This window comes from Burkholderia theae (assembly GCF_048565265.1).
GTDB lineage: Bacteria > Pseudomonadota > Gammaproteobacteria > Burkholderiales > Burkholderiaceae > Burkholderia > Burkholderia theae.
On the sequence record NZ_CP183462.1, the window covers coordinates 2,906,170 to 2,929,473 of the forward strand.

22 protein-coding genes are annotated in these 23,304 nt (G+C 67.7%); 13 read left to right on the forward strand and 9 right to left on the reverse strand.

What is annotated here, in order from left to right; genetic code table 11:
* The first annotated feature begins 29 nt into the window (after positions 1-29).
* Positions 30-1,169 carry a porin gene (locus tag ACN22W_RS30600; protein WP_419688297.1) on the forward strand — a complete coding sequence of 380 codons (1,140 nt, stop codon included), beginning with the start codon at positions 30-32 and terminating at the stop codon, positions 1,167-1,169.
* A gap of 28 nt (positions 1,170-1,197) precedes the next feature.
* On the forward strand, positions 1,198-2,919 hold the full coding sequence (locus ACN22W_RS30605) for a tannase/feruloyl esterase family alpha/beta hydrolase (protein WP_419688298.1): 1,722 nt from the start codon (positions 1,198-1,200) through the stop codon (positions 2,917-2,919).
* 63 nt (positions 2,920-2,982) lie between these two features.
* Here the strand turns inward: ACN22W_RS30605 and ACN22W_RS30610 are convergent, their stop codons facing one another.
* Entirely contained in the window at positions 2,983-3,459 is a 477-nt protein-coding gene (locus ACN22W_RS30610; protein ID WP_412023551.1) for an Lrp/AsnC family transcriptional regulator, read from the reverse strand.
* A 177-nt stretch (positions 3,460-3,636) separates the two neighbouring features.
* On the opposite strand from ACN22W_RS30610, the gene ACN22W_RS30615 reads away from it, so the two are divergent.
* Together ACN22W_RS30615 and ACN22W_RS30620 are read left to right on the forward strand one after the other, a co-directional pair.
* Positions 3,637-4,866 carry a diaminopropionate ammonia-lyase gene (locus tag ACN22W_RS30615; RefSeq protein ID WP_419688299.1) on the forward strand — a complete coding sequence of 410 codons (1,230 nt, stop codon included), beginning with the start codon at positions 3,637-3,639 and terminating at the stop codon, positions 4,864-4,866.
* Positions 4,867-4,895: 29 nt separating this feature from the next.
* Positions 4,896-6,071: a M20 aminoacylase family protein gene (locus ACN22W_RS30620; RefSeq protein WP_419688300.1), complete on the forward strand. Its 1,176-nt coding sequence runs from the start codon at positions 4,896-4,898 to the stop codon at positions 6,069-6,071.
* Between the two features lie 57 nt (positions 6,072-6,128).
* Here ACN22W_RS30620 and ACN22W_RS30625 read toward each other — a convergent pair whose 3' ends face one another.
* On the reverse strand, positions 6,129-7,487 hold the full coding sequence (locus ACN22W_RS30625) for an aspartate aminotransferase family protein (protein WP_419688301.1): 1,359 nt from the start codon (positions 7,485-7,487) through the stop codon (positions 6,129-6,131).
* 435 nt (positions 7,488-7,922) lie between these two features.
* Here ACN22W_RS30625 and ACN22W_RS30630 point away from each other — a divergent pair, with 435 nt between their 5' ends.
* Complete coding sequence (locus tag ACN22W_RS30630; RefSeq protein WP_419688302.1) at positions 7,923-9,920, forward strand: glycoside hydrolase family 28 protein; 1,998 nt, start codon at positions 7,923-7,925, stop codon at positions 9,918-9,920.
* A 70-nt stretch (positions 9,921-9,990) separates the two neighbouring features.
* On the opposite strand, the gene ACN22W_RS30635 is transcribed toward ACN22W_RS30630, so the two are convergent.
* Entirely contained in the window at positions 9,991-10,500 is a 510-nt protein-coding gene (locus ACN22W_RS30635; protein WP_343491203.1) for a GNAT family N-acetyltransferase, read from the reverse strand.
* A gap of 409 nt (positions 10,501-10,909) precedes the next feature.
* Entirely contained in the window at positions 10,910-11,557 is a 648-nt protein-coding gene (locus ACN22W_RS30640; RefSeq protein ID WP_048246153.1) for a glycine zipper 2TM domain-containing protein, read from the reverse strand.
* A gap of 464 nt (positions 11,558-12,021) precedes the next feature.
* Here ACN22W_RS30640 and ACN22W_RS30645 point away from each other — a divergent pair, with 464 nt between their 5' ends.
* From ACN22W_RS30645 to ACN22W_RS30655, 3 genes are all read left to right on the forward strand, one after another.
* Entirely contained in the window at positions 12,022-13,221 is a 1,200-nt protein-coding gene (locus ACN22W_RS30645; RefSeq protein ID WP_419688303.1) for an amidohydrolase family protein, read from the forward strand.
* 67 nt (positions 13,222-13,288) lie between these two features.
* A complete protein-coding gene (locus tag ACN22W_RS30650) occupies positions 13,289-14,473 on the forward strand; it encodes an amidohydrolase family protein (RefSeq protein ID WP_129516048.1) in 1,185 nt (394 codons plus the stop codon).
* A gap of 56 nt (positions 14,474-14,529) precedes the next feature.
* Positions 14,530-15,003, forward strand: coding sequence for a nuclear transport factor 2 family protein (locus ACN22W_RS30655; protein WP_412023559.1), 474 nt, complete (start codon positions 14,530-14,532; stop codon positions 15,001-15,003).
* Between the two features lie 31 nt (positions 15,004-15,034).
* Here ACN22W_RS30655 and ACN22W_RS30660 read toward each other — a convergent pair whose 3' ends face one another.
* The 3 genes from ACN22W_RS30660 to ACN22W_RS30670 form a co-directional block, all read right to left on the reverse strand.
* Positions 15,035-15,895, reverse strand: a complete 861-nt coding sequence (locus tag ACN22W_RS30660) for a LysR family transcriptional regulator (protein WP_129516046.1) — start codon at positions 15,893-15,895, stop codon at positions 15,035-15,037.
* Between the two features lie 126 nt (positions 15,896-16,021).
* The gene (locus ACN22W_RS30665) at positions 16,022-16,711 is read right to left on the reverse strand and encodes a nucleotidyl transferase AbiEii/AbiGii toxin family protein (protein WP_419688304.1); all 690 of its coding nucleotides are present in this window, start codon (positions 16,709-16,711) and stop codon (positions 16,022-16,024) included.
* Positions 16,708-17,187 carry a helix-turn-helix domain-containing protein gene (locus ACN22W_RS30670; RefSeq protein ID WP_419688305.1) on the reverse strand — a complete coding sequence of 160 codons (480 nt, stop codon included), beginning with the start codon at positions 17,185-17,187 and terminating at the stop codon, positions 16,708-16,710. The genes ACN22W_RS30665 and ACN22W_RS30670 overlap by 4 nt, the downstream gene beginning before the upstream one ends.
* 466 nt (positions 17,188-17,653) lie before the next feature.
* On the opposite strand from ACN22W_RS30670, the gene ACN22W_RS30675 reads away from it, so the two are divergent.
* Positions 17,654-18,454 (forward strand): ABC transporter substrate-binding protein, encoded by an 801-nt coding sequence (locus ACN22W_RS30675; RefSeq protein ID WP_129516043.1) that lies wholly within the window; start codon positions 17,654-17,656, stop codon positions 18,452-18,454.
* A 31-nt stretch (positions 18,455-18,485) separates the two neighbouring features.
* Positions 18,486-19,334 carry a phytanoyl-CoA dioxygenase family protein gene (locus ACN22W_RS30680; protein WP_419688306.1) on the forward strand — a complete coding sequence of 283 codons (849 nt, stop codon included), beginning with the start codon at positions 18,486-18,488 and terminating at the stop codon, positions 19,332-19,334.
* Positions 19,335-19,410: 76 nt separating this feature from the next.
* Here the strand turns inward: ACN22W_RS30680 and hutC are convergent, their stop codons facing one another.
* Both hutC and ACN22W_RS30690 read right to left on the reverse strand, forming a co-directional pair.
* A complete protein-coding gene (gene hutC / locus ACN22W_RS30685; protein WP_193099562.1) occupies positions 19,411-20,148 on the reverse strand; it encodes a histidine utilization repressor in 738 nt (245 codons plus the stop codon).
* A 31-nt stretch (positions 20,149-20,179) separates the two neighbouring features.
* Complete coding sequence (locus ACN22W_RS30690; RefSeq protein ID WP_419688307.1) at positions 20,180-20,722, reverse strand: helix-turn-helix domain-containing protein; 543 nt, start codon at positions 20,720-20,722, stop codon at positions 20,180-20,182.
* A 143-nt stretch (positions 20,723-20,865) separates the two neighbouring features.
* On the opposite strand from ACN22W_RS30690, the gene ACN22W_RS30695 reads away from it, so the two are divergent.
* Genes ACN22W_RS30695 through ACN22W_RS30705 form a run of 3 tightly spaced genes read left to right on the forward strand, consistent with a single transcriptional unit; the run spans position 20,866 to position 23,296 of the window.
* On the forward strand, positions 20,866-21,648 hold the full coding sequence (locus tag ACN22W_RS30695) for an aldolase (RefSeq protein ID WP_419688308.1): 783 nt from the start codon (positions 20,866-20,868) through the stop codon (positions 21,646-21,648).
* Positions 21,649-21,698: 50 nt separating this feature from the next.
* Positions 21,699-22,595 (forward strand): dihydrodipicolinate synthase family protein, encoded by an 897-nt coding sequence (locus ACN22W_RS30700; RefSeq protein ID WP_419688309.1) that lies wholly within the window; start codon positions 21,699-21,701, stop codon positions 22,593-22,595.
* The gene (locus ACN22W_RS30705; RefSeq protein ID WP_419688310.1) at positions 22,592-23,296 is read left to right on the forward strand and encodes an MOSC domain-containing protein; all 705 of its coding nucleotides are present in this window, start codon (positions 22,592-22,594) and stop codon (positions 23,294-23,296) included. The genes ACN22W_RS30700 and ACN22W_RS30705 overlap by 4 nt, the downstream gene beginning before the upstream one ends.
* Positions 23,297-23,304 lie beyond the last annotated feature (8 nt).

The following is a 23,304-nucleotide window of genomic DNA, read 5'->3' on the forward strand; positions in this document are numbered from 1 at the left end:
ATATCGACGCAGGTCTGGAGACACAAACCATGAAGCACACCAAAGCCTTGCTGGCGGCCGGCGCATGCGCGCTGGCCGCGACCAGCGCGCACGCGCAATCGAGCGTGACGCTGTACGGGATCATCGACACCGGCGTCGAGTTCGTGTCGCACGCGAACGCAGCCGGCGACCACGTGGTGCGCATGCCGGCCGTGACGGGCGAGCTGCCGTCGCGCTGGGGGCTGCGCGGCGCGGAGGATCTCGGCGGCGGTTATCAGGCGGTATTCACGCTCGAAAGCGGCTTCAACGTGCGCGGCGGCGATCTGGGGCAGGGCGGGCGGCTGTTCGGGCGGCAAGCGTTCGTCGGGCTGAAGGGCGGCTTCGGCACGCTCGCGTTCGGCCGTCAGTACACGATGACCTACCTCGCGCTGCAGGGCGCGGACATCATCGGCCCCGACATCTACGGGCTCGGCTCGTTCGACGCGTACGTGCCGAACGGCCGCGCCGACAACGCGGTGACCTACCTCGGCACGTATCGCGGCGTGACGCTCGGCGCCGCCTATTCGTTCGGCCGCGACAGCGCCGGCACCGGCAACTCGCCGGGGCAGGGCACGTGCGCGGGGCAGGTGCCGGGCCACGCGGTCGAGTGCCGCGACTGGTCGGCGATGCTCAAGTACGACAGCGCGTATTTCGGCGCGGCGGCGTCGTACGAGGAGCAGCGCGGCGGCACCGGCGCGGCCGCGAACTTCTTCGACGGCGTCGCGCCGGTCGCGTTCACGAGCAGCGCGGGCAAGGACGCGCGAATTCACGTGAGCGCGTATGCACAGGCGGCGGGCGCGCGGATCGGCGCGGGCTGGATCGGGCGGCGCGTGTCGACCGGTTCGCCGGCCGAGCCGGGCGCGCATTCCGACCTGTTCTTCGTCGGGGCCTCGTATACGGTCAAGCCCGATTTCGTCGTCGACGGCGAAGGCTACCGGATCGTCAACAGCGCACACGACACGCGCGCGACGATGGCGACGCTGCGCGCGACCTACCTGCTGACGAAGCGCACGTCGGTCTACGCGCAAAGCTCGTATCTGTGGAACAGCGCGCACGCACGCTACGCGGTCAGCGGCGGCGGCCCCGGCACGACGCCGGGCGAAGGGATGGGGCAGCTCGGCGCGATGGTCGGCGTCAAGCACATGTTCTGAACCGGCAGCCTGAACAACGGGAGATATCTTGAACAGAAAATCTGCATTCCTCTGCATTGCGCCGCTGTCCGCCGCGATGCTCGCCGGTTGCGGCGGCGACGATTCGGTCAGCTCCGCGCCCACGCACCTGAGCGCGGCGACGCCGGCCGCGATGGCGCAGACCTGCGACGCACTCGCCGCGAAGCTTGCGTATGCGAACACGTCGTTCACGTCGGTGACGACCGCGGCCGCCGGCGCGCTGACGGTGGCCGGCCAGCCGATCGCCGAGCACTGCGTGATCGAAGGGAACATGAACCCGCGCGTGAGCGCGGTGGACGGCCAGACCTATGCGATCGGCTTCGAGATGCGCTTGCCGAAGGCGTGGAACGGCCGCTTCTTCTACCAGGCGAACGGCGGGCTCGACGGCAACGTCGTGACCGCGACCGGCGAGATCGGCGGCGGCGGGCCGCTGACCGATGCGCTGAACCAGGGCTTCGCGGTGATCAGCTCGGATTCCGGGCACAGCGCCGCGCAGAACCCGCTGTTCGGCCTCGATCCGCAGGCGCGGCTCGACTACGGCTACGGCGCCGTCGATGCGCTGACGCCGATGGCGAAGCAGGTGATCCGTCTCGCCTACGGCAAGGCGCCCGACCGCAGCTATTTCGGCGGCTGCTCGAACGGCGGGCGTCACGCGATGGTCACGGCCGTGCGCAACCCGGGCGACTACGACGGCATCATCGCGGGCGATCCGGGCTTCCATTTGCCGAAGGCGGCGATCGGCGAGATGTACGGCGCGCAGCAGTTCGCGAAGATCGCGTCGGCGACGGGGGCGAACGGGCTGCCGGACATCCGCAGCGGCTTCACCGATGCCGAGCGCCAGTTCGTCGGCGCGAAGATCCTCGACAAATGCGATGCGCTCGACGGCGTGGCCGACGGGATGGTGCAGGATGTCGCCGCGTGCCAGGCGCACTTCAGCGTCGAGACGGACATCCCGACCTGCGCGAACGGCACGCGTACCGGCGCTTGCCTGACGCCTGCGCAGAAAACCGTGCTCGAGAACGTGTTCGCCGGGGCGCGCAACAGCGCGGGCACGGCGCTCTATGCGAGTTTTCCGTACGATCCGGGCGTGGCCGGCGGCGGCTGGGCCGCGTGGAAGCAATCGAATTCCATCACGCTCGATCCGGTCGCGATGGCGTTCACGTTCATGTCGCCGCCGAAAAGCACCGCGACGCTCGCGAACCTGCCCGGTTTCGCGCTCGGCTTCGACATGGACAACGACGCGCCGGCGATCTTCGCGACGAGCGGCGTGTACACGCAATCCGCGTGGTCGTTCATGACGCCGCCCGACGAGACGAACCTGGCCGCGCTGAAGTCGCGCGGCGCGAAGCTGCTCGTCTATCACGGCACCGGTGATCCGGTGTTCTCGTTCAACGACACGAGCGACTGGTACCAGCGGGTCGCGCAGGCGAACGGCGGCGATGCGTCGAGCTTCGCGCGCTTCTATCCGGTGCCCGGGATGAACCACTGTGCTGGCGGGCCGGCGGCCGACCAGTTCGACATGCTGACGCCGCTCGTCGCGTGGGTCGAGCAGGGGCAGGCGCCCGCCGCGATCGTGGCCGCCGCGCGCGATGCGACCAACGCGGTGCCGAATGCGGACGTGCCCACGTCGTGGGGGGCTGGGCGTACGCGTCCGCTGTGCCCGTATCCGCAGGTGGCGCGCTACAACGGCTCCGGCGACGTGAATTCGGCGGCGAGCTTCAGTTGTCGTTAACGGTGCCGTGGATGGGAGGCGGCCGGCGCGTGCGGTTGCGCGCCGGCCGCTTCGTTGCCGCACTCATTCGCCGGGTTCGACCGGCACCTCGAGCCCGACCTTCACGCGGCTCATGCTCACCAGCGTCTTGAACCGCTTCACGTTGTTGTTCGCGAAGAACAGCTCGCGCGTGAGCGCGTTGTACTGATCCATGTTGCGCACCGCGAGGATCAGCACGAAATCCCATTCCCCCGTCACGTAGTAGCACTGCTGGATCTGCGGGCACCGCTCGAAGGACCGCTTCATCGCGTCGAGCTGGTCGATCTGCTCGCTCTCGACCTCGACGTTCACGACGATCGTCAGCGGATGATCGACCTTGTCCGGCGCGACCACGGCCGTGTAGCGCTCGATCACGCCGTCTTCAGCAAGACGCCGCAGGCGCCGGTTCACGGCGGCGGTCGACAGGTTGACGCGCGCGCCGAGCTCGGCCTGCGGCGTCTGTGCGTCGCGCTGGATTTCCATCAGCAGCTTGCGATCGAACGCATCGAGCGGAGTGGACATGATGGTCTGAAACCTCGAAAGAATGAGAAATTTTTGCGTTGGAGCGACAGATTTGGCGATTTAATTGATCGGGATGCGCAATATTATTTTCCAACCGGCGGCGCACGCAACCCGCGCTTGCCCGATCCGACCCACCCGACGGACCGCTGGCGCGGTCCGGCTCCGGAGCCTTTCGCCATGCTGATCGCCAACCCCCGCGCATCGCGCGCCGCCTATCCCAACGCGTTGCGCCGCGTGATGAACATCGCGTCGGCCGACGAAAGCGGTGCGTGGCTCGCGCACTGGCCGCTCGTCGGCAACGCGCGCACGCCGCTGCGCGCGCTGCCGGATCTCGCCGCGCGGCTCGGCGTCGCGAGCGTCAGCGTGAAGGACGAGTCGTGCCGCTCGCCGCTCGGCAGCTTCAAGGCGCTCGGCGCACCGATCGCGCTGGTGCGGCTCGTGAAGCGCCTGCGGCGCACCCACGATCTCGATCCGCAAGGGCTGATCACCGGCCGCTACGCGTCGCTGCTGGCCGACCTGACGGTGATCAGCGCGACCGACGGCAATCACGGCCGCGCGCTGGCGGCCGCCGCGCGCGCGATCGGCTGCGGCTGCGTGATCGTGCTGCACGCGAATGTCGACGCCGAGCGCGAACGCGCGATCTCGGCGTACGGCGCACGGATCGTGCGCATCGCGGGGAACTACGACGAGTCGGTTGTCTGCGCGGCGCAGCTTGCGCAGGCGAACGGCTGGTATGTCGTGTCGGATACGTCGTACGACGGTTACGAGGCGATTCCGCGCGACGTGATGCAGGGCTATGGCGTGATCGCCGCCGAGGCCGCCGCGCAGGCGCAGGACGATGGGCGGCCGTTCACGCACGTGTTCCTGCAGGGCGGCGTGGGCGGTCTCGCCGCGGGCGTCGCGAGTTACCTGTGGGAGCGCGATGGCGCGCAGCGGCCGCATTTCATCGTCGTCGAGCCACGCCAGGCCGATTGCCTGTACCAGAGCGCGCTCGCGGGGCGCGCGACCAAAGCGAGCGGCAGCGTCGATTCGGTGATGGCCGGGCTCGCATGCGGCGAGGCGTCGCCGCTCGCGTGGGATTTCCTCGAAATGTGCATCGACCACTTCATGCTGATCGACGACGACGATGCGATGCAGGCAATGCGCGGCCTCGCGGCCGGCAGCGAGCGCGACGTGCCGCTCGTCGCCGGTGAATCGGGCGCGGCGGGCGTCGCCGGGCTGGCCGTGCTGATGCGCGACCCTGCGAGCGCGCGGCAGGCGGGGCTCGACGCGCATTCGCGCGTGCTGGCGATCAATACGGAAGGCGCGACGGCGCCGTCCGTGTACCGGAACTGCGTCGGCGAGACGGCCGATGCGGTGCTCGCGCGGCAGCGCGACTGGCTGAACCGCGCGGCGGTAACGGCCTGAACGACACAACGACCGACGAGGCAAGCGCAATGGACACCACGGAAGAAAGCACGCTGCAGGGGCAACTGAAGGCCTGGCGCCGGCATCTGCACCAGTTTCCGGAGACGGGTTTCGAAGAGGTGAACACGTCGGACTACGTCGCGCGCATCCTGACGACGCTCGGGCTCGACGTGCATCGCGGGATCGGCGGCACGGGGCTCGTCGCGAACCTGACGGCGGGTACCGGCCGGCGCGCGATCGGCATCCGCGCGGACATGGACGCGCTGAACATCGCCGAGCACGCGCCGGGCCGCGAACATGCGTCGCGCACGCCCGGCAAGATGCATGCGTGCGGGCACGACGGCCACATGTCGATGGTGCTCGGCGCGGCGCAACTGCTGGCCGAACGCAAGGACTTCGACGGCACGGTGCGCTTCATCTTCCAGCCGGCCGAGGAGCATGGCCGCGGCGCGAAGGCGATGATGGCCGACGGGCTGTTCGAGCGCTTTCCGGTCGACGCGATCTTCGGCGCGCACAACATGCCGGGCATGCGCGCGGGCACGTTCTCGACGCGCGCGGGCGGCATCATGGCGAGCGAAGACAATTTCGTGATCCGAATCGATGGGCGCGGCACGCATGCGGCGCGTCCGCACATGGGCATCGATCCGATCGTGATCGGCTCGCAGATCGTGCTCGCGCTGCAGACGATCGTGTCGCGCAATCTCGATCCGGGCCAGCAGGCGGTGATCTCGTGCACGGAGTTCATCACCGACGGGCTGCGCAACGTGCTGCCGTCGACCGTGACGATCAAGGGCGACACGCGCAGCTATTCGCGCGACGTGCAGGCGCTGCTGGAAACGCGGATGCGCGAGATCAGCGAAGGGATCTGCCGCACGCACGGCGCGACCTGCACGTTCGACTACACGCACGAGTTCGCACCGACGGTGAATTCGCCGGAATGGGTCGGCACGGTCGTGCAGGCCGCGGCGCAGATCGCAGGCGCCGACGCGGTGAATGCCGACGTGCAGCCGATGATGATCTCGGAGGATTTCGGCGCGTTCCTGCAGGCCGTGCCCGGCAATTTCGTGTTCATCGGCAACGGCGAAGCGGCCGAGCGCGGCGGCGTGCCGCTGCATAACGCGACGTACGATTTCAACGACGCGATCCTGCCGGTCGGCGCGCGTTATTTCGCGGAAGTGGCGCGGCGCGCGTTGCGGGCCGCGTAGCGGGCAGCGCGGTGGGTGCACGCCAGCCGTGGCCGCTGCGTCGCACCGCGCGTCACTTCACACCAGCTCGCCCAGGCACGCGTCGAATTGCGCGACGAGTTGGTCGACATCCTCGGCCGTCGTCTGCGGGCACACGAGCATCATGTTGTGGAATGGCGTGATCAGCACGCCGCGATTCAGCAGGTACAAGTGCACGATGTGTTCGAGTTCGCTGTCGAGTTGCGCGCCGGCAAGCGTGCCGTTGCGCGGCGGCGTGGGCGCGAACTGAAACTCGGTGCGCGCGCCGATGCGCGTCACGCACCACGGCAGCCCGTGTTTCGCGATCGCCTGTTCGAGCCCGGCGGCCAGCCGCGCGGCCAGTTCGAACATCTGCGCATACGCGGCGTCGGTCGCGACTTCGGCCAGCGTCGCGCGCATCGCATGCATCGCGAGCATGTTCGCGGTGAGCGTCGTGCCGATCCCTGAATGGCCGGGCGGCGCGTTCAGCTTCGCCTGCTTCGCGCGTTCCGCGAATTCGGCGCTGAAGCCGTACACCGCGCACGGCACGCCGCCCGCGATCGGCTTGCCGACCACCAGCAGGTCCGGTTCGAGATCGTGCGCAACCGCGTAGCCGCCCGGGCCGCTGCTGATCGTGTGCGTTTCGTCGATCACGAGCAGCGTGCCGTAGCGGCGCGTCAGCTCGCGTGCTGCTTCCCAGAAGCCCGGCTCGGGCAGCACCATCCCGATGTTCGTCATCGCGGGCTCGGCGAGCACGCACGCGACATCGCCATCCTTCAGCGCCGCTTCGAGCGCGTCCAGATCGTTGAACTCGACGACGCGCGTGTTCGCGAGCAGGTCGTACGACTGCCCGAGCAGGCTGTCGCGCTGCACGGGGCGGCCGTCGACGAGATCGACGAACACGTCGTCGACCGTGCCGTGATAACAACCGTTGAACACGACGATCGTGTTGCGGCCCGTCGCCGCGCGGGCCCAGCGCAGCACGAAGCGGTTCGCGTCGCTCGCGCTCAGCGCGAACTGCCAGACGGGCAGCCGGAAGCGGCGCGCGAGTTCGCGCGACACCCACGCGGCGTCCTCGCTCGGCAGCATCGTCGTGTAGCCGCGCGTGGCCTGCTCGACGAGTGCGCGTGCGACCGGTTCGGGCGCATGGCCGAACATCGCGCCGGTGTCGCCGAGGCAGAAATCCACATAGCGATGGCCGTCGACGTCGGTGAAGGTCGCGCCGCGCGCTTCCTTCACGTACAGCGAGAACGGGGTCGACCAGTCCTGCATCCAGTGCAACGGCACGCCGAACAGCAGGTGCTCGGACGCTTCCGCGGACAGCGCGCGGGAGGTCGGCATGGCTTCGGTGAAGGCGCGGCGTTCGCGGTCGAACAGTGCGCGGGCGCGGATGAGGTCGACTCCGTGGCGGGAAGGCAAATGAGGCTCCGGGGCTGTGAAGATGGGGGAAACGATAGCGCGGGCGACGGGGGGCTGAACAGGGGCGGAATTACGGAGGCGGGTGGGTAGCGGGCGGGTGTGGAGGTTCGAACCGGCTGCGACGGCACGATGCGAACCGGCGCGGGCGGCGGTCGTGGTGGATGGCGAGCAGGGACATCGCCGCGGCAAGCGCCGTCGACTACGGATTCTTGTTGGAGTTTTTGCGCATAAACATACGACAACATATCTCTAAAGACGCGCTCGCAGATGTGAGTGTGCGCACACATTCAATGTAAGAAGCCAGTAAAAACAGGGTAAATGACAAATACGTGTCCGGCTTCGTTCGCGTCTAGACTGCGCGATGTAGTACGACGACGTATAAATAACGCTCCGCCGCCCGGCGCGTCGATACCCTCATACACTGAAGGAGTGCCCATGGCCGCAAACAGCCGCCGTCCGTTTTCGTTTGTCCGATCGCCCTCGTCGAAGCGGGTATCGCGCCGCGCATTCATCGGCTGGACCGGTGCGCTCGCCGGCGGCGCCGTGCTCGGCGGACCGTTCGCGGCCACCCGGGCGTTCGCGGGAGGCAACATGTCCAACGCGTCGGCGGTCGATCTCGTGTGGGGCGAACATGGCGCGGCGGCGCGCATCGCCGCGTCGCTCGCGCACGTGTCGCGGCTCGCGCTGCGCGGACGCGACTTCGACGTGACGCACTACGGCGCGCGCCCGTGCGCGACGGTCGCGCAGACGTCGCCGTACAACGTCGCGAAGTCGCCGGTGAGCCCGGGTTCCGAACTGACGACCGCGCCCGGCGCATTCGATTCGCGCCCGGCGTTTCTCGCGGCGATCGACGCGTGCCGCCGCGAGGGCGGCGGCCGGGTCGTCGTGCCGTCCGGCAACTGGTACTGCGCGGGGCCGATCGTGCTGCAGAGCAACGTGACCTTCCACCTGAGCGCGAACTGCACGATCTACTTCAGCCCGAACCCGGCCGACTACGCGAAGGACGGCCCGGTCGATTGCGGCGCAAACGGCCGCCTGTATTACAGCCGCTGGCAGGCGAACGATTGCCTGAACTACGGCGCACCCGTCTACGCGCGCAACGCGACGAACATCGCGCTGACGGGCGAGGGCCCGACCTCGGTGCTCAACGGGCAGGCGATGACGCCGTTCTCCGGCAGCGGGGCCGGCAGCGTCTGCTGGTGGACCTACAAGGGCTCGTCGGGCGCGTACGGCGCAGCCGCGGGCGTGCCGAGCCAGGCCTATGCGAATCCGAACAACGTCGACCTGCGGATCGTCGCGCCCGCGATTCCCGACGCGCTCTACGCGTTGCTCACGTCGCCGGTCACGCCGTGGCAGCAGGACCAGAACTACCTGCCCGCGCTGTCCGAGGCCGGCGTGCCGGTCGAGAAGCGCATCTTCGGCCTCGGCCATTACCTGCGGCCGTGCATGGTCGAGTTCATCGGCTGCACGAACGTGCTGATGGCGAACTACCAGACGCAGAACACGCCGTTCTGGCAGCACCATCCGACCGCATCGCGCCATGTCGTGATTCGCGGCGTGACGACGAACAGCATCGGCCCGAACAACGACGGCTTCGATCCCGACGCGTGCACCGACGTGCTGTGCGAGGACTGCACGTTCAATACCGGCGACGACTGCATCGCGATCAAGTCGGGCAAGGACCGCGACACCGAATACGGCCCCGCGAAGCGGCACCTGATCCGCAACTGCACGATGAACAGCGGGCACGGCGGCATCACGCTCGGCAGCGAGATGGGCGGCGGCGTCGAGCAGATCTATGCGACCAACCTGTCGATGCTGAACGCGAACTGGCAGACCAACCCGCTGAACATCGCGATCCGCGTGAAGACCAACATGAATCGCGGCGGCTACGTGAAGGACTTCCACGTGAAGGGCGTCACGCTGCCGAACGGCCTGACGCAGAAGGGCGGCGGCTACGGCAGCGCGCTGCTCGCGGGCAGCCCGATCAACGCGAGCGTGCCGCTCGGCGTCGTCACGCCGTCGGCCGGCAACCCGTCGGCCGCGCAGGGCGGCATCATCACGTTCGATTGCGACTACCAGCCCGCGAACGACGCGGTGCGCACGCGTCCGCCGGTCGTGCAGAACGTGACGATCTCGGGCGTGAAGGCGAGCAACGTGACGCTGAACGGCGTGACCGCATCGTGCTTCCAGGCGATCGTCGCGCAGGGGCCGGTCGCGTTCGACTACAACGGCACGCCGCCCGCGCCGGCCGTGCAGCCGATCTCGGGCGTGACGATCAGCGATTGCGACTTCGGCACGCCGGTTGCGTCAGGCACGCCGACGGTCACGTCGCCGGGGCCGATCTATGCGTTCAACGTGAGCGCGATGACGCTCGCGAACGTGACGATCGCCGGGCAGGTCGTCAACACGACGGTCACCGACAAGCGGTGACGTGATGTGAAGGAGCAGGGCGGGCGCGTGCGTCGATCGATGCGCGCGCACGCAAACCGGATCGAACGCGTCAGGCCAGCGTCTTGACCATGTGGTGTTCGTCGTAGAAGCGGCCGTCGACGAACAGCGAGCGCGGCTCCGTGCCGAACCGGACGAACCCCTGCGACGCATACAGTCGCTCGGCGTTGGCGTTGACCTCGTTCACGCACAGCATCAGCTGCTTGCACTGCCACGCTTGCGCCGCGTGTGCGGTCGCGTTTTCGAGCAGCGTTTGTGCGATGCCTTGCCCGCGATACGCGGGATCGACGAACACGCCCCAGATCGTCGCCTTGTGCGCGATCTTCACGCGCGCATCGCGGCGCACGCCCGTGATGCCGACGAGCGTGTCGCCATCGAACGCGCCGAACACCGCTCGCTCGCGGGTCGGCGTGATGCGCGTCGCGAATTCATCGACCGGTACCTGCGATTCTTCGTCGAGCGTCGGCAGGAAAGACGTGGGCGCGGTGTCGACCGCACGCAGGCGGACGGTCTGGAAACGGGCGGCGTCGGCCGCGTCGAGCAGGCGGGTCGTGATCGTCATCGGGGGTATGCCGGTTGGGGGACGTGCATGCCGGTGCGGGCTGATGCTGCCGCGGGATGCATCGTGCTTATGCTAATAGGAATCCGGATGTCGCGTGGCGGCGTTCGATGCGTGTTGCATCCCGGCCGCGTCGCTCGTCCGAGTGGGATCGCGTTTCGCGGTAGGTGCGCGTGTGACGGCAATGCGGCAGGTTTGAGCGGGCGAGCGGTGCAACGGACGTACGAAACGTCGCGCGGGAAGCGGGCACGAAGGTGGAGGCACTGCGGCGTACCGGCGGCGCGTGATGCGCGCCGCGTTGGTACGAAGGATGAGGATGACGTCAAACAGATGCGCCGTCGTGCCGTACCCGCACACGACATCACACGCGCAACGTGCGCCCGCTCAGGTTAGAGCGCGCACCGAACCGGCATCAATAGCGCGACAGCTGATTGCCGTTGATCTGCACGCGATCGCCCGGACGGAGGTTGCCCGGCGACTGCACGTCGAACGAACGCGTCGAGCCGTCGCTGACCTGCACGTCGATCCGATAGCTGCTCGGCGGCTGCGCCGCACCCATCTGCTGGCCGATCTGGTTGCCCGCGACCGCGCCGCCGAGCGCGCCGATCACGGTGGCCGCATCGCGGCCGTGACCGCGGCCGACCTGGTTGCCGAGCACGCCGCCGATCAGCGCGCCGACGACGGTGCCGGCGACGCCCGACGGGCCGACCGAGCCGTTGACCGGCTGGATGTTCGCGACCGTGCCGTACTGCGTGCCGTAGCCGTTGCCGTATTGCTGTTGCTGATTGCCGTACTGGTCATACGGCTGCGACCCGTATTGCGGCTGGTTGCCGTACTGGTCGTACGGTTGCGGCGCCTGGTTCGGATAGGCCGGTTGCTGCTGCACGTAGCCCGGCTGCGAATACGCGGGCTGCGCATAACCGGGCGTCGCGTATTGCTGCTGCGGATAACCCGGCTGCGCGCCGTAATAACCCGGCGCGACGCAGGCGGTCAGCGGAAGCGCCGCCACGGCGACGAGCGAGGCGAACAGAACGGTCTTCGTGGAAGGCATGCGCATCATGATGTTTCCTGCATCGGCAACGTGTCCGCCGAAGGATTCCGGGACGGGTGGCGAACTCGGCGTGAGTATAAGGAATGGCCGGATGCACGTCCGGTGCGGCCGGGTAACAACGTGTAAAGTCTGTTGCCGCGTAAATCGCCGGCCGGGCGGGGCGCGCAAGCGTGGGCCGGCAACGGCGCGAGGCGGCCTTCGGGCGCTTGAGTTCCGGTGATGCCGCCGCTGCTCGGCCATCGGTATTTCCGCCGTTTCCACGTCGATCCAGCCCCATCGCCGCGCAGTGAACCGCGGGCGCACACGCCGCGCATCACGAAATCGAATGCGCGGCATCGCGACATTTAATTGGCCTCGGGCGGCGGCGTCCGATATCGTGGCCGGATTCCCTGCCAATGGTCGCGCCGCGCCGGCCGCGGTTCCTTCCGCTGTCCGCGCCGGTGTCGCGCAGCGACCGCCCCACATTCCGAGCCATGACCGATCGTATCTTCATCAATGCCGTCGATGCCGGCGGCCAGCCCATCAACCTCGTCGTCCGTGACGGCCGCTTCACCGCGATCGGTACCGATTGCACGGCTGCGCCCGGCACGGAGACGGTCGACCTCGACGGGCGCGTCGTGCTGCCCGGCTTCGTCGACGGTCACACCCATCTCGACAAGAGCTTCGTCGGCGATCGCTGGGTGCCGCACGAATCGGTCGGTTCGCTGCGCGAGCGGCTCGCGGTCGAGAAGCGCCAGCTCGCGGCCGCACCGCCGATCGTCGAGCGCGCGAACGCGCTGATCGCGCAGGCCGCCGCCTTCGGCACGGTCGCGATGCGCAGCCACGTCGACGTCGATGCGACGACCGGCCTGTCGAACCTGCAGGCCGTGATGGCCGCGCGCGAGCAATGGCGCGGGATCGTCGACATCGAACTCGTTGCGTTTCCGCAGGCCGGCGTCGTCACGTGCCCGGGCACCGCCGACATTCTCGATGCGGCCGTGCGCGAAGGCGCGGACGTGGTCGGCGGGATCGACCCGACGACGCTCGACGGCGACGCCGATGGCCAGCTCGACATCGTGTTCGGCATCGCCGAGAAGCGCGGCGCGAAGATCGACATCCATCTGCACGAACCGGGCGAGACCGGCATCGCGCAACTGCTGCGGATCGCGGCGCGCACGCGCGCGGCGGGGCTCGGCGGGCGCGTGAACGTGAGCCATGCGTATGCGCTCGGCGAAGTCGGCTACGACGACGTTCAACGCACGGCGGCGGCGCTCGCCGAAGCCGGCGTGTCGATCCTGACGAACGCGCCGGGCGACTGCGCGTTTCCGCCGGTGCAGCAGTTGCGCGACGCGGGCGTGCACGTGTTCGCGGGCAACGACAACATCCGCGACGCGTGGTGGCCGTACGGCAACGGCGACATGCTGCAGCGCGCGATGATGGTCGGCTATCGGTCGGGCTTCTACACCGACGAAGCGCTCGGCATCGCGCTCGACATGGCGACGCACGCCGGCGCGCGTGTGCTTGGCAAGGAGAACTACGGAATCGCGGTCGGTTGTGATGCGACGTTCGTCGCGGTGCGCGCGCCGAATGCGGCGGCGGCCGTCGCGGGCGTGCCGGCCGAACGCTGGGTGTTCCGCCGCGGCGAAAGCGATACCGGCGCGCCGTTCGCCCCCGCGCTGCGCTTCACGCGCTGACCGACCCGACCGCGGGAACGGCACGCGCCGCGCCCGCTTCGCACTGACCGACCACACCGGAACCGACATGACGAACCTGCTGATCCGCAACGTCCGCACGAGCGCCGACGCCGCGCTCGACATCCTGATCGAAGGCGATCGCATCGCGCGCGTCGGCCCGTCGCTCGACGCGCCCGCCGGCTGCGCGATCGAGGACGGTGCGGGCGCGCTCGCGCTGCCTGGTCTCGTCGAAGGCCACACGCACCTCGACAAGACGCACTGGGGGATGCCGTGGTATCGCAACCAGGTCGGGCCGCGCCTCGTCGACCGCATCGAGAACGAACGGCACTATCGCGCGACGAGCGGCCATGACGCGGGCGTGGCATCGCTCTCGCTGGCGCGCGCCTTCCTCGCGGCCGGCACGACGCGCATCCGCACGCACGTCGACGTCGATACCGAAGCCGGGCTGCGGCATCTGCACGGCGTGCTCGCGACGCGCGAGACGCTGCGCGGGCAGGTCGAGATCCAGATCGTCGCGTTTCCGCAATCGGGCGTGCTCAAGCGGCCGGGCACCGACGCGCTGCTGTCCGACGCGCTGGCCGCCGGCGCCGACCTGCTCGGTGGGCTCGACCCGTGCGCGATCGAGGGCGATCCGGTCGAAGCGGTGGACGTGCTGTTCGCGATCGCCGAACGCCACGGCCGCGGGCTCGACATCCACCTGCACGAGCGCGGGTCGATGGGCGCGTATTCGCTCGACCTGATCCTGCAGCGCACGGCCGCGCACGGCATGCAGGGCAAGGTCACGATCAGCCACGGGTTCTGTCTCGGCGATATCGCCGAACGCGAGCGCGATGCGCTGCTCGCGCGGATGGCCGAACTCGGCGTCGCGATCGTCACGACCGCGCCGGCAGCGGTGCCGGTGCCGCCGGTGGCCGCGTGCCGCGCGGCGGGCGTGACCGTCATCGGCGGCAACGACGGCGTGCGCGACACGTGGACGCCGTACGGTTCGCCCGACATGCTCGAACGCGCGATGCTGATCGGCATGCGCAACGATTTCCGCCGCGACGATGCGCTCGAAGTCGCGCTCGACTGCGTGACGCACAGCGCGGCGCGCGGTTGCGGGTTCGACGGTTACGGGCTGCAGCCGGGCAGCCGCGCGGACGTCGTGCTCGTCGATGCGCTGACGTTTGCCGAGGCGGTCGTCGCGCGGCCGGTGCGGCGTCTCGTCGTGTCGTCGGGGAAGATCGTCGCGCGCAACGGCGCGCTGGTCTGAGCGTCGCGTCGCCCCGGTATGATCCGGCTTTCAGCCGAATTTCCCGGGAGACGACGATGCGACGCACGACAGCGGCAAGGGCCGCACGATGGATGGCGGCGGCCCTGTTTGCGGTGACGGCCGCGCATGCGGCGGCGGCCGGCCCGAGCGACGCGCAGCAGGAAGCCAATCGGCGGACGGTGCTCGCGTTCTACGAAAAAGGCTTGAACGAGAAAGACGCGGACGCCGCGCTCGCGTATGTCGGCGACCGCTACGTGCAGCACAACCCGAACGCGGCCGACGGCCGCGACGGTTTCCGCAAGTTCGTCGCGTTCCTGCGCGACAAATATCCGCAGTCGCACAGCGAGATCAAGCGCTCGTTCGTCGATGGCGACTACGTGATCCTGCACGTGCATGCGGTTCGTGAACCCGGCACGCGCGGCAGCGCGATCATGGATATCTTCCGGCTGGAGAACGGCAAGATCGTCGAGCACTGGGACGTCAACCAGCCGGTGCCCGAGCAGGCCGCGAACGGGAACACGATGTTCTGAGTCGTTCCGGGGTGTGCGGATAGTCGCCCGATTACTCTTCGTGCTCCAGCATCGCCGCGAGCGTCCTCGTCAGTTCGCTGACCATCGGGTCGGCCGTCGGCCGATGCAGGATCGCGATGTCCATGTGCTCGATCGGCGCGAAACCCTGCTTCGCGGTCAGCACCGTGTGCTCGTCCGTCACCACGCGCGCAGGCAGCACGCTGATGCCGAGCCCATCGGCGACGGCGGCCTGGATGCCGCTCAGGCTCGACGTCGTGAAGCTGATCCGCCAGCGGCGGCCGCGCTCCTCGATCGCCTTGATCATGTCGTCGCGATAGAGCCCGCGCGGCGGAAACACGACGATCGGCACCGGGTCGAGATCGATCGACGGATGCTGCGCGCTGTCGATCCAGCGCAGCTTCTCGGGCCAGCGCACGACGGCCTCGCGGCTGTCGCGCCGCTGCTTGATCAGCACGAGGTCGAGCTCGCCGCGATCGTACGCCGCGCTGATGTCGCGGCTCAGCCCGCACATCACTTCGAGCTTGACCTGCGGATGCTCGCGATTGAACGCGGCGAGCGCATGGGTCGTGCGGCCCGCCGCGAAATCGTCGGGCACGCCGAGCCGGATCGTCAGCGCGACCGTCGCGCCCGACAGCGCTTCCAGCATCTCGTCGTTCAGCGCGAGCATGCGCCGCGCATAGCTGAGTACCGTCACGCCCGCGTCGGTCGGCCGCACGTCACGCGTGCCGCGATCGAGCAGCCGATGTCCGGCGATTTCCTCGAGCCGGCGCACCTTCTGGCTGACCGTCGACTGGGTCGAGTGCAGGCGCGCGGAGGCTGTCGTGAAGCTGCCGCAGTCGGCGACCATCACGAGCGCGCGCAGCAGGTCGAGGTCGAACAGGGGTCTATTCATTTATGCACTTTTTCGGATTCGAACATTTCATTTCCAAATGCGTGCGACGATTTTTAACATGACCGGAGGCTGCGGGCAATCGCGGTTTCGCCGGACCTGAGCGGCGTTGCGCGGGCGCGGTAGGTTTCAGCGGGGGCGCGACTTGCGTTCGGGTGGACTACCGGGAAGCTGCCCGAGAAACGCGTCGGCCAGTTTCACGCAGTAGTCGAACGACGGCGTGTAGCCGAGTGTCCGGATGTCGTCGAAGCGCGACTTTACGAAGGCACGATGTTCGTTGAGCAGATGCAAAAATGTATCGCGATGCCGAACGAGAAATGCACCGGCATCCATCAGGCTCTCCGGTTCCCGCTCGATGACCAGACACAGATCGAACAGGTCCCGCGCGGTCGGGCGATCCCCACGGTGCCACATTTTCTTGGCGACGATTTCGGCGGAAGTCTCGACCTTGACGACGTGATCCATCAGCATCCATTCGTCGTAGCCGGGCGACATCAGATTTCGGGAGACCACGAAGTCAATTTCGCCGTCGGGCAGCACCAGTTTCACGAAACCGGCGTGTTCCTCGTAGTCCGTCGTGATGTCGGATGCGGCGTCGCTGATGCGGGGATTCACGTACCCGAGATACTGCGGGTCGGGTACGAAGATGTCGACGTCCTTGCTGACGCGATGGCCGTGGCGCAGCATGAGAACCGTGCCGCCGCCGAACGTCCAGAACGGATTCGACTTGCCGTGTTTTCGTATCTCGTCGACCAGCGTCAACGCGTGACGGAAAAGGCCCTGCCACGGGCCGTCGGGTAACACGGATGGTGCGGTCATGCCCATACCTCCCGATACAGATGGAGATCCTTCGACCATGCGGCAAGGTTTTTCCAGATGGTCCGAAGCGGCGTGCCCGAGCGCTCGGCAGCTTCCTCTGCTGCCTTCACGACGACAGGCAGCGGCACCTCGTCGAGGATGACGGAGAACTGCGATTCGTATCCTTCCGGAATGTGTCCGGTGGTCAACGCTTCGGCCAGCAGTCGTTCGGTCAATTCGCCCTTGTAGCTGACGTTCGCGCTCACGACGGCCTTGTAGAGACCGTTTTGCGCCTGCCGCGGGAGTGCCAGGAGTTCGATGCCGAGCACGCTGAGCAACGGGATCAGCTTGTTGATGCCGAGATCCTTGACCTTGCCGGCTTCGAGCTGGTTCACGGTGAGGCGAGACAATCCGGCGAGCCTCGCAAGCTGGGCCTGCGTGAGGTCGAGCTCCGACCTCCGTTTTGCAACGGCCTGGCCGATTTCATAGAGCTGCATGCCGACCTCCCGACGCTGCTTAAGCGATCTTGAATGTAAGGTATATCTTACATCTCAAGGCGAGTTTTCGTCTCTGAGATTTTCTAATCCGGTATAGGTCGCATCATCAATACAGCCGGAACCGTATCGGAAAAGAATTCGTGCTGCCCGCCTGTATAGACATCGCCATCCTGCCGATATCGGTAAAAACACGCTCTGTGGCAGGCGCGCGTCGCACAGGGTAAACACCCGAAATCTCGACAATACAGCCGAAATTCAAGCCCCACCCCTTCCTTCTCGCCCCCGCCTGGCCTCAATCCATCTCACTCCCGTTCCCGCCGCTTGCGCTCAAAAATTGAGCGGTCTAGACTGCAACGCAGTTTCATCGAAGTCCCCGTCTTCCGCGCACCGCGTCGACATCCCGACGCGGCGCCATCCACCGGACGCCGGCGGTCGCCCGCCACGTCGAGACTTTCAAGGACCCGCCATGAACCGCACTGCAAAGCTCCTCGTTACCGCGCTGGCGTTCGCGCCGCTCGTGTCGTTCGCGCAGGACACGTCGACGATCCGCTGGGGCATCGATCCCACGTATCCGCCGTTCGAGGCGAAGCAGCCCGACGGTTCGCTCGCCGGCTTCGACATCGACCTGCGCAATGCGATCTGCGAGGAACTGCATGCGAAGTGCGTGTGGGTCGAGCAGGGTTTCGACGGGATGATTCCGGCACTGCGCGCGCGCAAGTTCGACGTGATCATGTCCGCGATGACGGCCACCGACGAGCGGCTCAAGCAGATCGACTTCTCGAACAAGCTGTACGCGTCGCCGGGCGCGCTGGTCGCGCCGGCCGGCTCGAAGCTGCTGCCGACCGCGGCGTCGCTCGCGGGCAAGCGCATCGGGATCGACCAGGGCACGACGCAGGAGGCGTACGCGAAGGCCGAATGGGCGACCAAGGGCGTGACGATCGTCTCGTATCAGAACCAGGACCAGGTGTACCAGGATCTCGTCAACGGCCGCCTCGACGCGACCTTCCAGGACAAGACGCAGGCCGGCTACTCGTTCCTGAAGACGCCGCGCGGCAAGGGTTACGCGTTCGCGGGCCCCGACGTGACCGACGTGCGCATCACCGGTTATGGCGTCGCGATGGGGCTGCGCAAGGGCGACGCCGACATGAAGAAGCGGCTGAACGACGCGATCGTCGCGATCCGCGCGAACGGCACGTACCAGAAGATCGCCGCGAAATACTTCGACTTCGATATCTACGGCGCGAAGCAGCTGACCGCCGCACCGTGACCCCGTGATTCATTCATCCGACAGGCACACCATGACGAGCATCCAGGATCGCGTCGCGCAAGCCGTGACGCCCGAACTCATCGCCGCGTTCCGCGAGGAAGGCGCGGTCCGCATCAAGGGCATTTTCTCGCCCGACGAAGTGGCCGCGCTGCGGGCCGGTATCGACGCGAATCTCGCGCAGCCGAGCGAGCGCGCGAAAGTCGCGAGCCGGCCCGACGATCCGGGCTGGTTCTTCGAGGATTTCTGCAACTGGCAGCACAACGACGCGTATCGCGACTTCATCGTGCGCTCGCCGGCGCCGTCGGTGGCCGCCGCGCTGATGGGCACGGAGCACGTGCGGCTGCATCACGACCATCTGCTCGTGAAGGAGCCCGGCACGCGGCAGCGCACGCCGTGGCACCAGGACCAGCCGTACTACAACATCGAAGGCGACGACAACGTCAGCATGTGGATTCCGGTCGATCCGGTGCCGCTCGAATCGACACTGGAATTCGTCGCGGGCTCGCATCTCGGGCCGTGGCTGATGCCGCGCACGTTCATGGACAAGGAAGCGAAGTGGTTCCCGGAAGGCAGCCTTGGGGACCTCCCCGATATCGAAGCCGATCGCGCGGCGTTCCCGATCCGCCACTGGGCGCTCGAGCCCGGCGACATGGTGTGCTTCCGGATGCTCACGCTGCATGCGTCGGGCGGCACGCAGAACCGCCGGCGCGCATTCTCGATCCGTTTCGTCGGCGACGATATCCGTCACGCGCCGCGCCGCTGGAAAACGTCGCCCGAGTTCCCCGGGCTCGCGGATCAACTGCCCGACGGCGCGCCGCTCGACCACCCGTTGTTTCCGGTCGTGTGGTCGCGCGGCGCGGGGCAGGCCGGCGCGATCTGACCGGCGCGGGTCAGGAACACGGCGGCCGTTTCGGCATGAAACGGCCGCGGTGCGCTGTGATGCGCGCGACGAAGGTTCAGGTCGGGTGGCGCCCGGCGCCCGGCTTGAAGCGCGAGCCGAGCCGGTAGCGGTTGCCCGGATGCAGGAAATGCACGAACGTGACCGGCAGCCCGTTCGTCCAGGTGCGGCGCGTGAGCGTGAGGCATGGCTCGTCGGCGCGCATGTCGAGCAGCCGGGCCTGCTCGCCGGTCGGCAGCGACGCGTCGACGACGTGCTCGATTTCCAGTTCGTAGTGCGACACGTTGTTGTACAGGTATTCGGACGGCGGCTCGATCTGGAAATCCTGGTCGATGAAACCGGGCGCGGCGGCCGGGTTCACGTAGCGGTCCTCGAGCTGGATCGGGCGGCCGTTTTCCTCATGCACGCAGACCACATGAAACACCGGCGTGTTGACCGGCAAGCCGAACGCGGCCGCGACGTCGAACGATGCGGGCTCGCTCGACTGGCTCAGCACGCGGCAGCGATATTCGTGCCCGCGCGCGCGGATTTCGTCGCGGATGTGCGCGATCATCAGCAGGTTCGACTGCGGCTTCACCTCGGCGACGAAGGTGCCGACGCCCGCGATGCGTTTCAGCACGCCTTCCTCGGTCAGCTCGCGCAGCGCGCGGTTGACCGTCATGCGCGCAACGCCGAACTGCGCGGCGAGATCGAGCTCGGACGGAATGCGATCCCCGGGGCGCCAGTCGCCCGATTCGACGTTCTGGCGAACGAGCGTCTTGATCTGCTGGAACGGTGCGGTGGCCTTCGTGACCATCGGGGGATCCTTGCGCGAAGAAGTGACGAGTCTAGTCGTCGTGACTGACGATGACCAGGATCTCCGCCTGCGCGGCGCCGAGGCTGCGCGTGCGGTGCGGGATGAGTGCGTTGAAATAGACTGAATCGCCGGTCTTGAGTTGCACCGTCTCGTTCGGAAATTCGATTTCGACGCGCCCTTTGTGCACGAACAGGAATTCCTCGCCCTCGTGCTCGCGGAACGTCGAGGCGACGAATTCGTGCGGCGGATGCACGATGAACGGCAGCATCTTCTTTGGCGCGACGCCGGCCGCGATGCTTTCGAAGCGGTGCGCGTGGCTGTCGGCCGCCGCGCCCATGGCCGTGCGCTCGCCGGCGCGCGTGACCGTGATCAGCTCGCGATTGTAGCTTTCCGAGAACAACTGCTCGACGTCGACGTTCAGTGCCTTCGACAGCTTCAGCGCGACCGCGATCGACGGCACGCTCAGGCCGCGCTCGACTTTCGACAGATAGCTCTTGGTGAGGCCGGTCTCGTCGGCCAGCACGTCGAGCGTCCAGCCCTTCTGTTTTCTGAGCAGCTTCAGGCGAATCGTCATGGGGCGCCGGGTGTCCTTCGAAAAACCGATTGTAACGCATGACACCCTGTGTCATATAATGGATCGTGTGTCACAGCCTGGCGCGAATCCTCGCGCAACGGCTGCGGACGATGCGACACATCCGACCCATTCAGGAGGCGAACATGGCGGAAACGCTGAAGTTGACGAAGGAGGCGCTGGTTGCGCTGGCGGAGCGGCGTCTCGACAACGAGGTGAGCGACAGCGGCTGGTCCGCACGGCAGAAGGTCGCGCTCACGTGCCGGATCCTGTTCGACGCCGGTCACGACTCCGGCCTGGCCGGGCAGATCACCTGCCGCGCGGACGCCGCCGGCACGTATTACACACAGCGGCTCGGGTTCGGCTTCGACGAGATTTCGGCCGCGAACCTGCTGCGGGTCAACGAGGATCTCGACGTGGTCGACGGCGAAGGCATCCCGAATCCGGCCAACCGGTTCCATACGTGGATCTATCGCGAGCGTCCGGACGTGAATTGCATCATCCACACGCATCCGGCGCATGTCGCGGCGCTGTCGATGCTCGAGCAGCCGCTCGTCGTGTCGCACATGGACACCTGCCCGCTCTACGACGATTGTGCGTTCCTGAAGGACTGGCCCGGCGTGCCGGTCGGCAACGAGGAAGGCGAGATCATCTCGAAGGCGCTGGGCGACAAGCGCGCGATCCTGTTGTCGCATCACGGCCAGCTCGTGGTCGGCAAGACGATCGAGGAAGCGTGCATGCTCGCGTTGCTGATCGAGCGGGCCGCGAAGCTGCAATTGCTCGCGATGTCGGCCGGCGAGATTCGGCCGGTTCCGCCGGCGCTGGCGCGTGAAGCGCACGACTGGATCTCGACGCCGAAGCGCGACGCCGTGACGTTCGCGTACTACGCGCGCCGCGCATTGCGCACGCATCAAGACTGCATCGCATGAGCGCGCGGATCGCTTCTGCCACGTCCGCCCATCATTGAGGAATACGCATCGTGTCTATCCTGTTGCAAGGCATCATTGCTTACCCGGTCACGCCGTTCTTCGCCGACGGCGGTGTCGACCTGAACGCGCTCGACGCGCTGATCGAGCGCCTGATCGCCGACAGCGTCCACGCGATCGCGCCGCTGGGCAGTACCGGCGAGAGCGCCTACCTGTCCGACGACGAATGGGAGGCGGTCGCCACCGCATCGATTCGCGCGGTGCGTCGGCGCGTGCCGACCGTCGTCGGCATCTGCGATCTCACCACGGCCGGTGCGGTGCGCCGTGCGCGCTTCGCCGAACAGGCCGGCGCCGATGCGGTGATGGTGCTACCGGTGTCGTACTGGAAGCTCGGCAACGACGAGATCGTCGCGCACTATCGCGCGATCGGCGACGCCATCGGCATTCCCGTGATGCTGTACAACAACCCGGCGACGAGCGGCGTCGACATGTCGCCCGACCTGATCGCGACGATCTGCAGGACCGTCGACAACGTGACGATGGTCAAGGAGAGCACCGGCGACATCGGGCGGATGCACCGGCTCGCGCAGTTGAGCGATGGCACGATTCCGTTCTACAACGGCAGCAATCCGATGGCGCTCGCCGCGCTGGCCGCGGGCGCGGCCGGCTGGTGCTCGGCCGCGCCGAACCTGAACGCGGCGTTGCCGCTCGCGCTGGTCGACGCGATGCGCGCGGGCGACCTGGCGCGCGCCCGGGCGGTTTTTCACGCGCAGTTGCCGTTGCTGCAGTTCATCGTCAACGGCGGGTTGCCGGTGACCGTGAAGGCAGGGTTGCGGCTGCGCGGCTTCGACGCCGGCGAACCGCGCAAGCCGCTGCTGCCGCTCGGCGACGCGCGCACGCGCGAGCTCGAACGCCTGCTTGCGGCACTGCCGGACCGTGTGACGGCATGAGCGATGGCACACGGCCGGCGATCGCGGCCGCCATCGGCGCGGTGCGGATCGGCACGAGCCGGCCGCTGGCCGGCACGCCGCACGCGAGCGCGATCGACAAGCGCGCGGTCGACTCGCGTCTGTGGCTGGGTGCGCTCGGCTTCGCCGGCGACGAGCAGGCCGACGCGCGGCATCATGGCGGCCCCGACAAGGCGGTTCACCACTATGCGCACGATCACTATGCGTGGTGGTCCGAGCGGATCGGCGCGCGCGACGTGCTCGCGCAGCCCGGCGCGTTCGGCGAGAACCTGTCGACGCATGGCGTGACCGAGCACGACGTGTGCATTGGCGATGTGCTGACGCTGGGCGGCGCCGTGCTTCAGGTGTCGCAGTCACGGCAGCCGTGCTGGAAGCTCAACGCACGCTTCGATCATCCGCGGATGGCCATGCTCGTGCAGCAAAGCGGCCGGACCGGCTGGTACTACCGCGTGCTGCACGAAGGGTGGGTGGCGCCGGGCGATGTGCTGGCGCTGCACGAGCGCCCGTATCCGCAATGGCCGCTGTCGACGGTGCTCGATGTGCTGTACCGGCGCACGCTTGACATGGCCGCGCTCGACGCGCTGTGCGACGTGCCGATATTGCCAACCGGCTGGCGCAAGATGCTGGAAAAGCGCCGGACCGAGCGGCAGGTCGAAGACTGGACGAAGCGGCTGGAAGGATGACGTGCCGC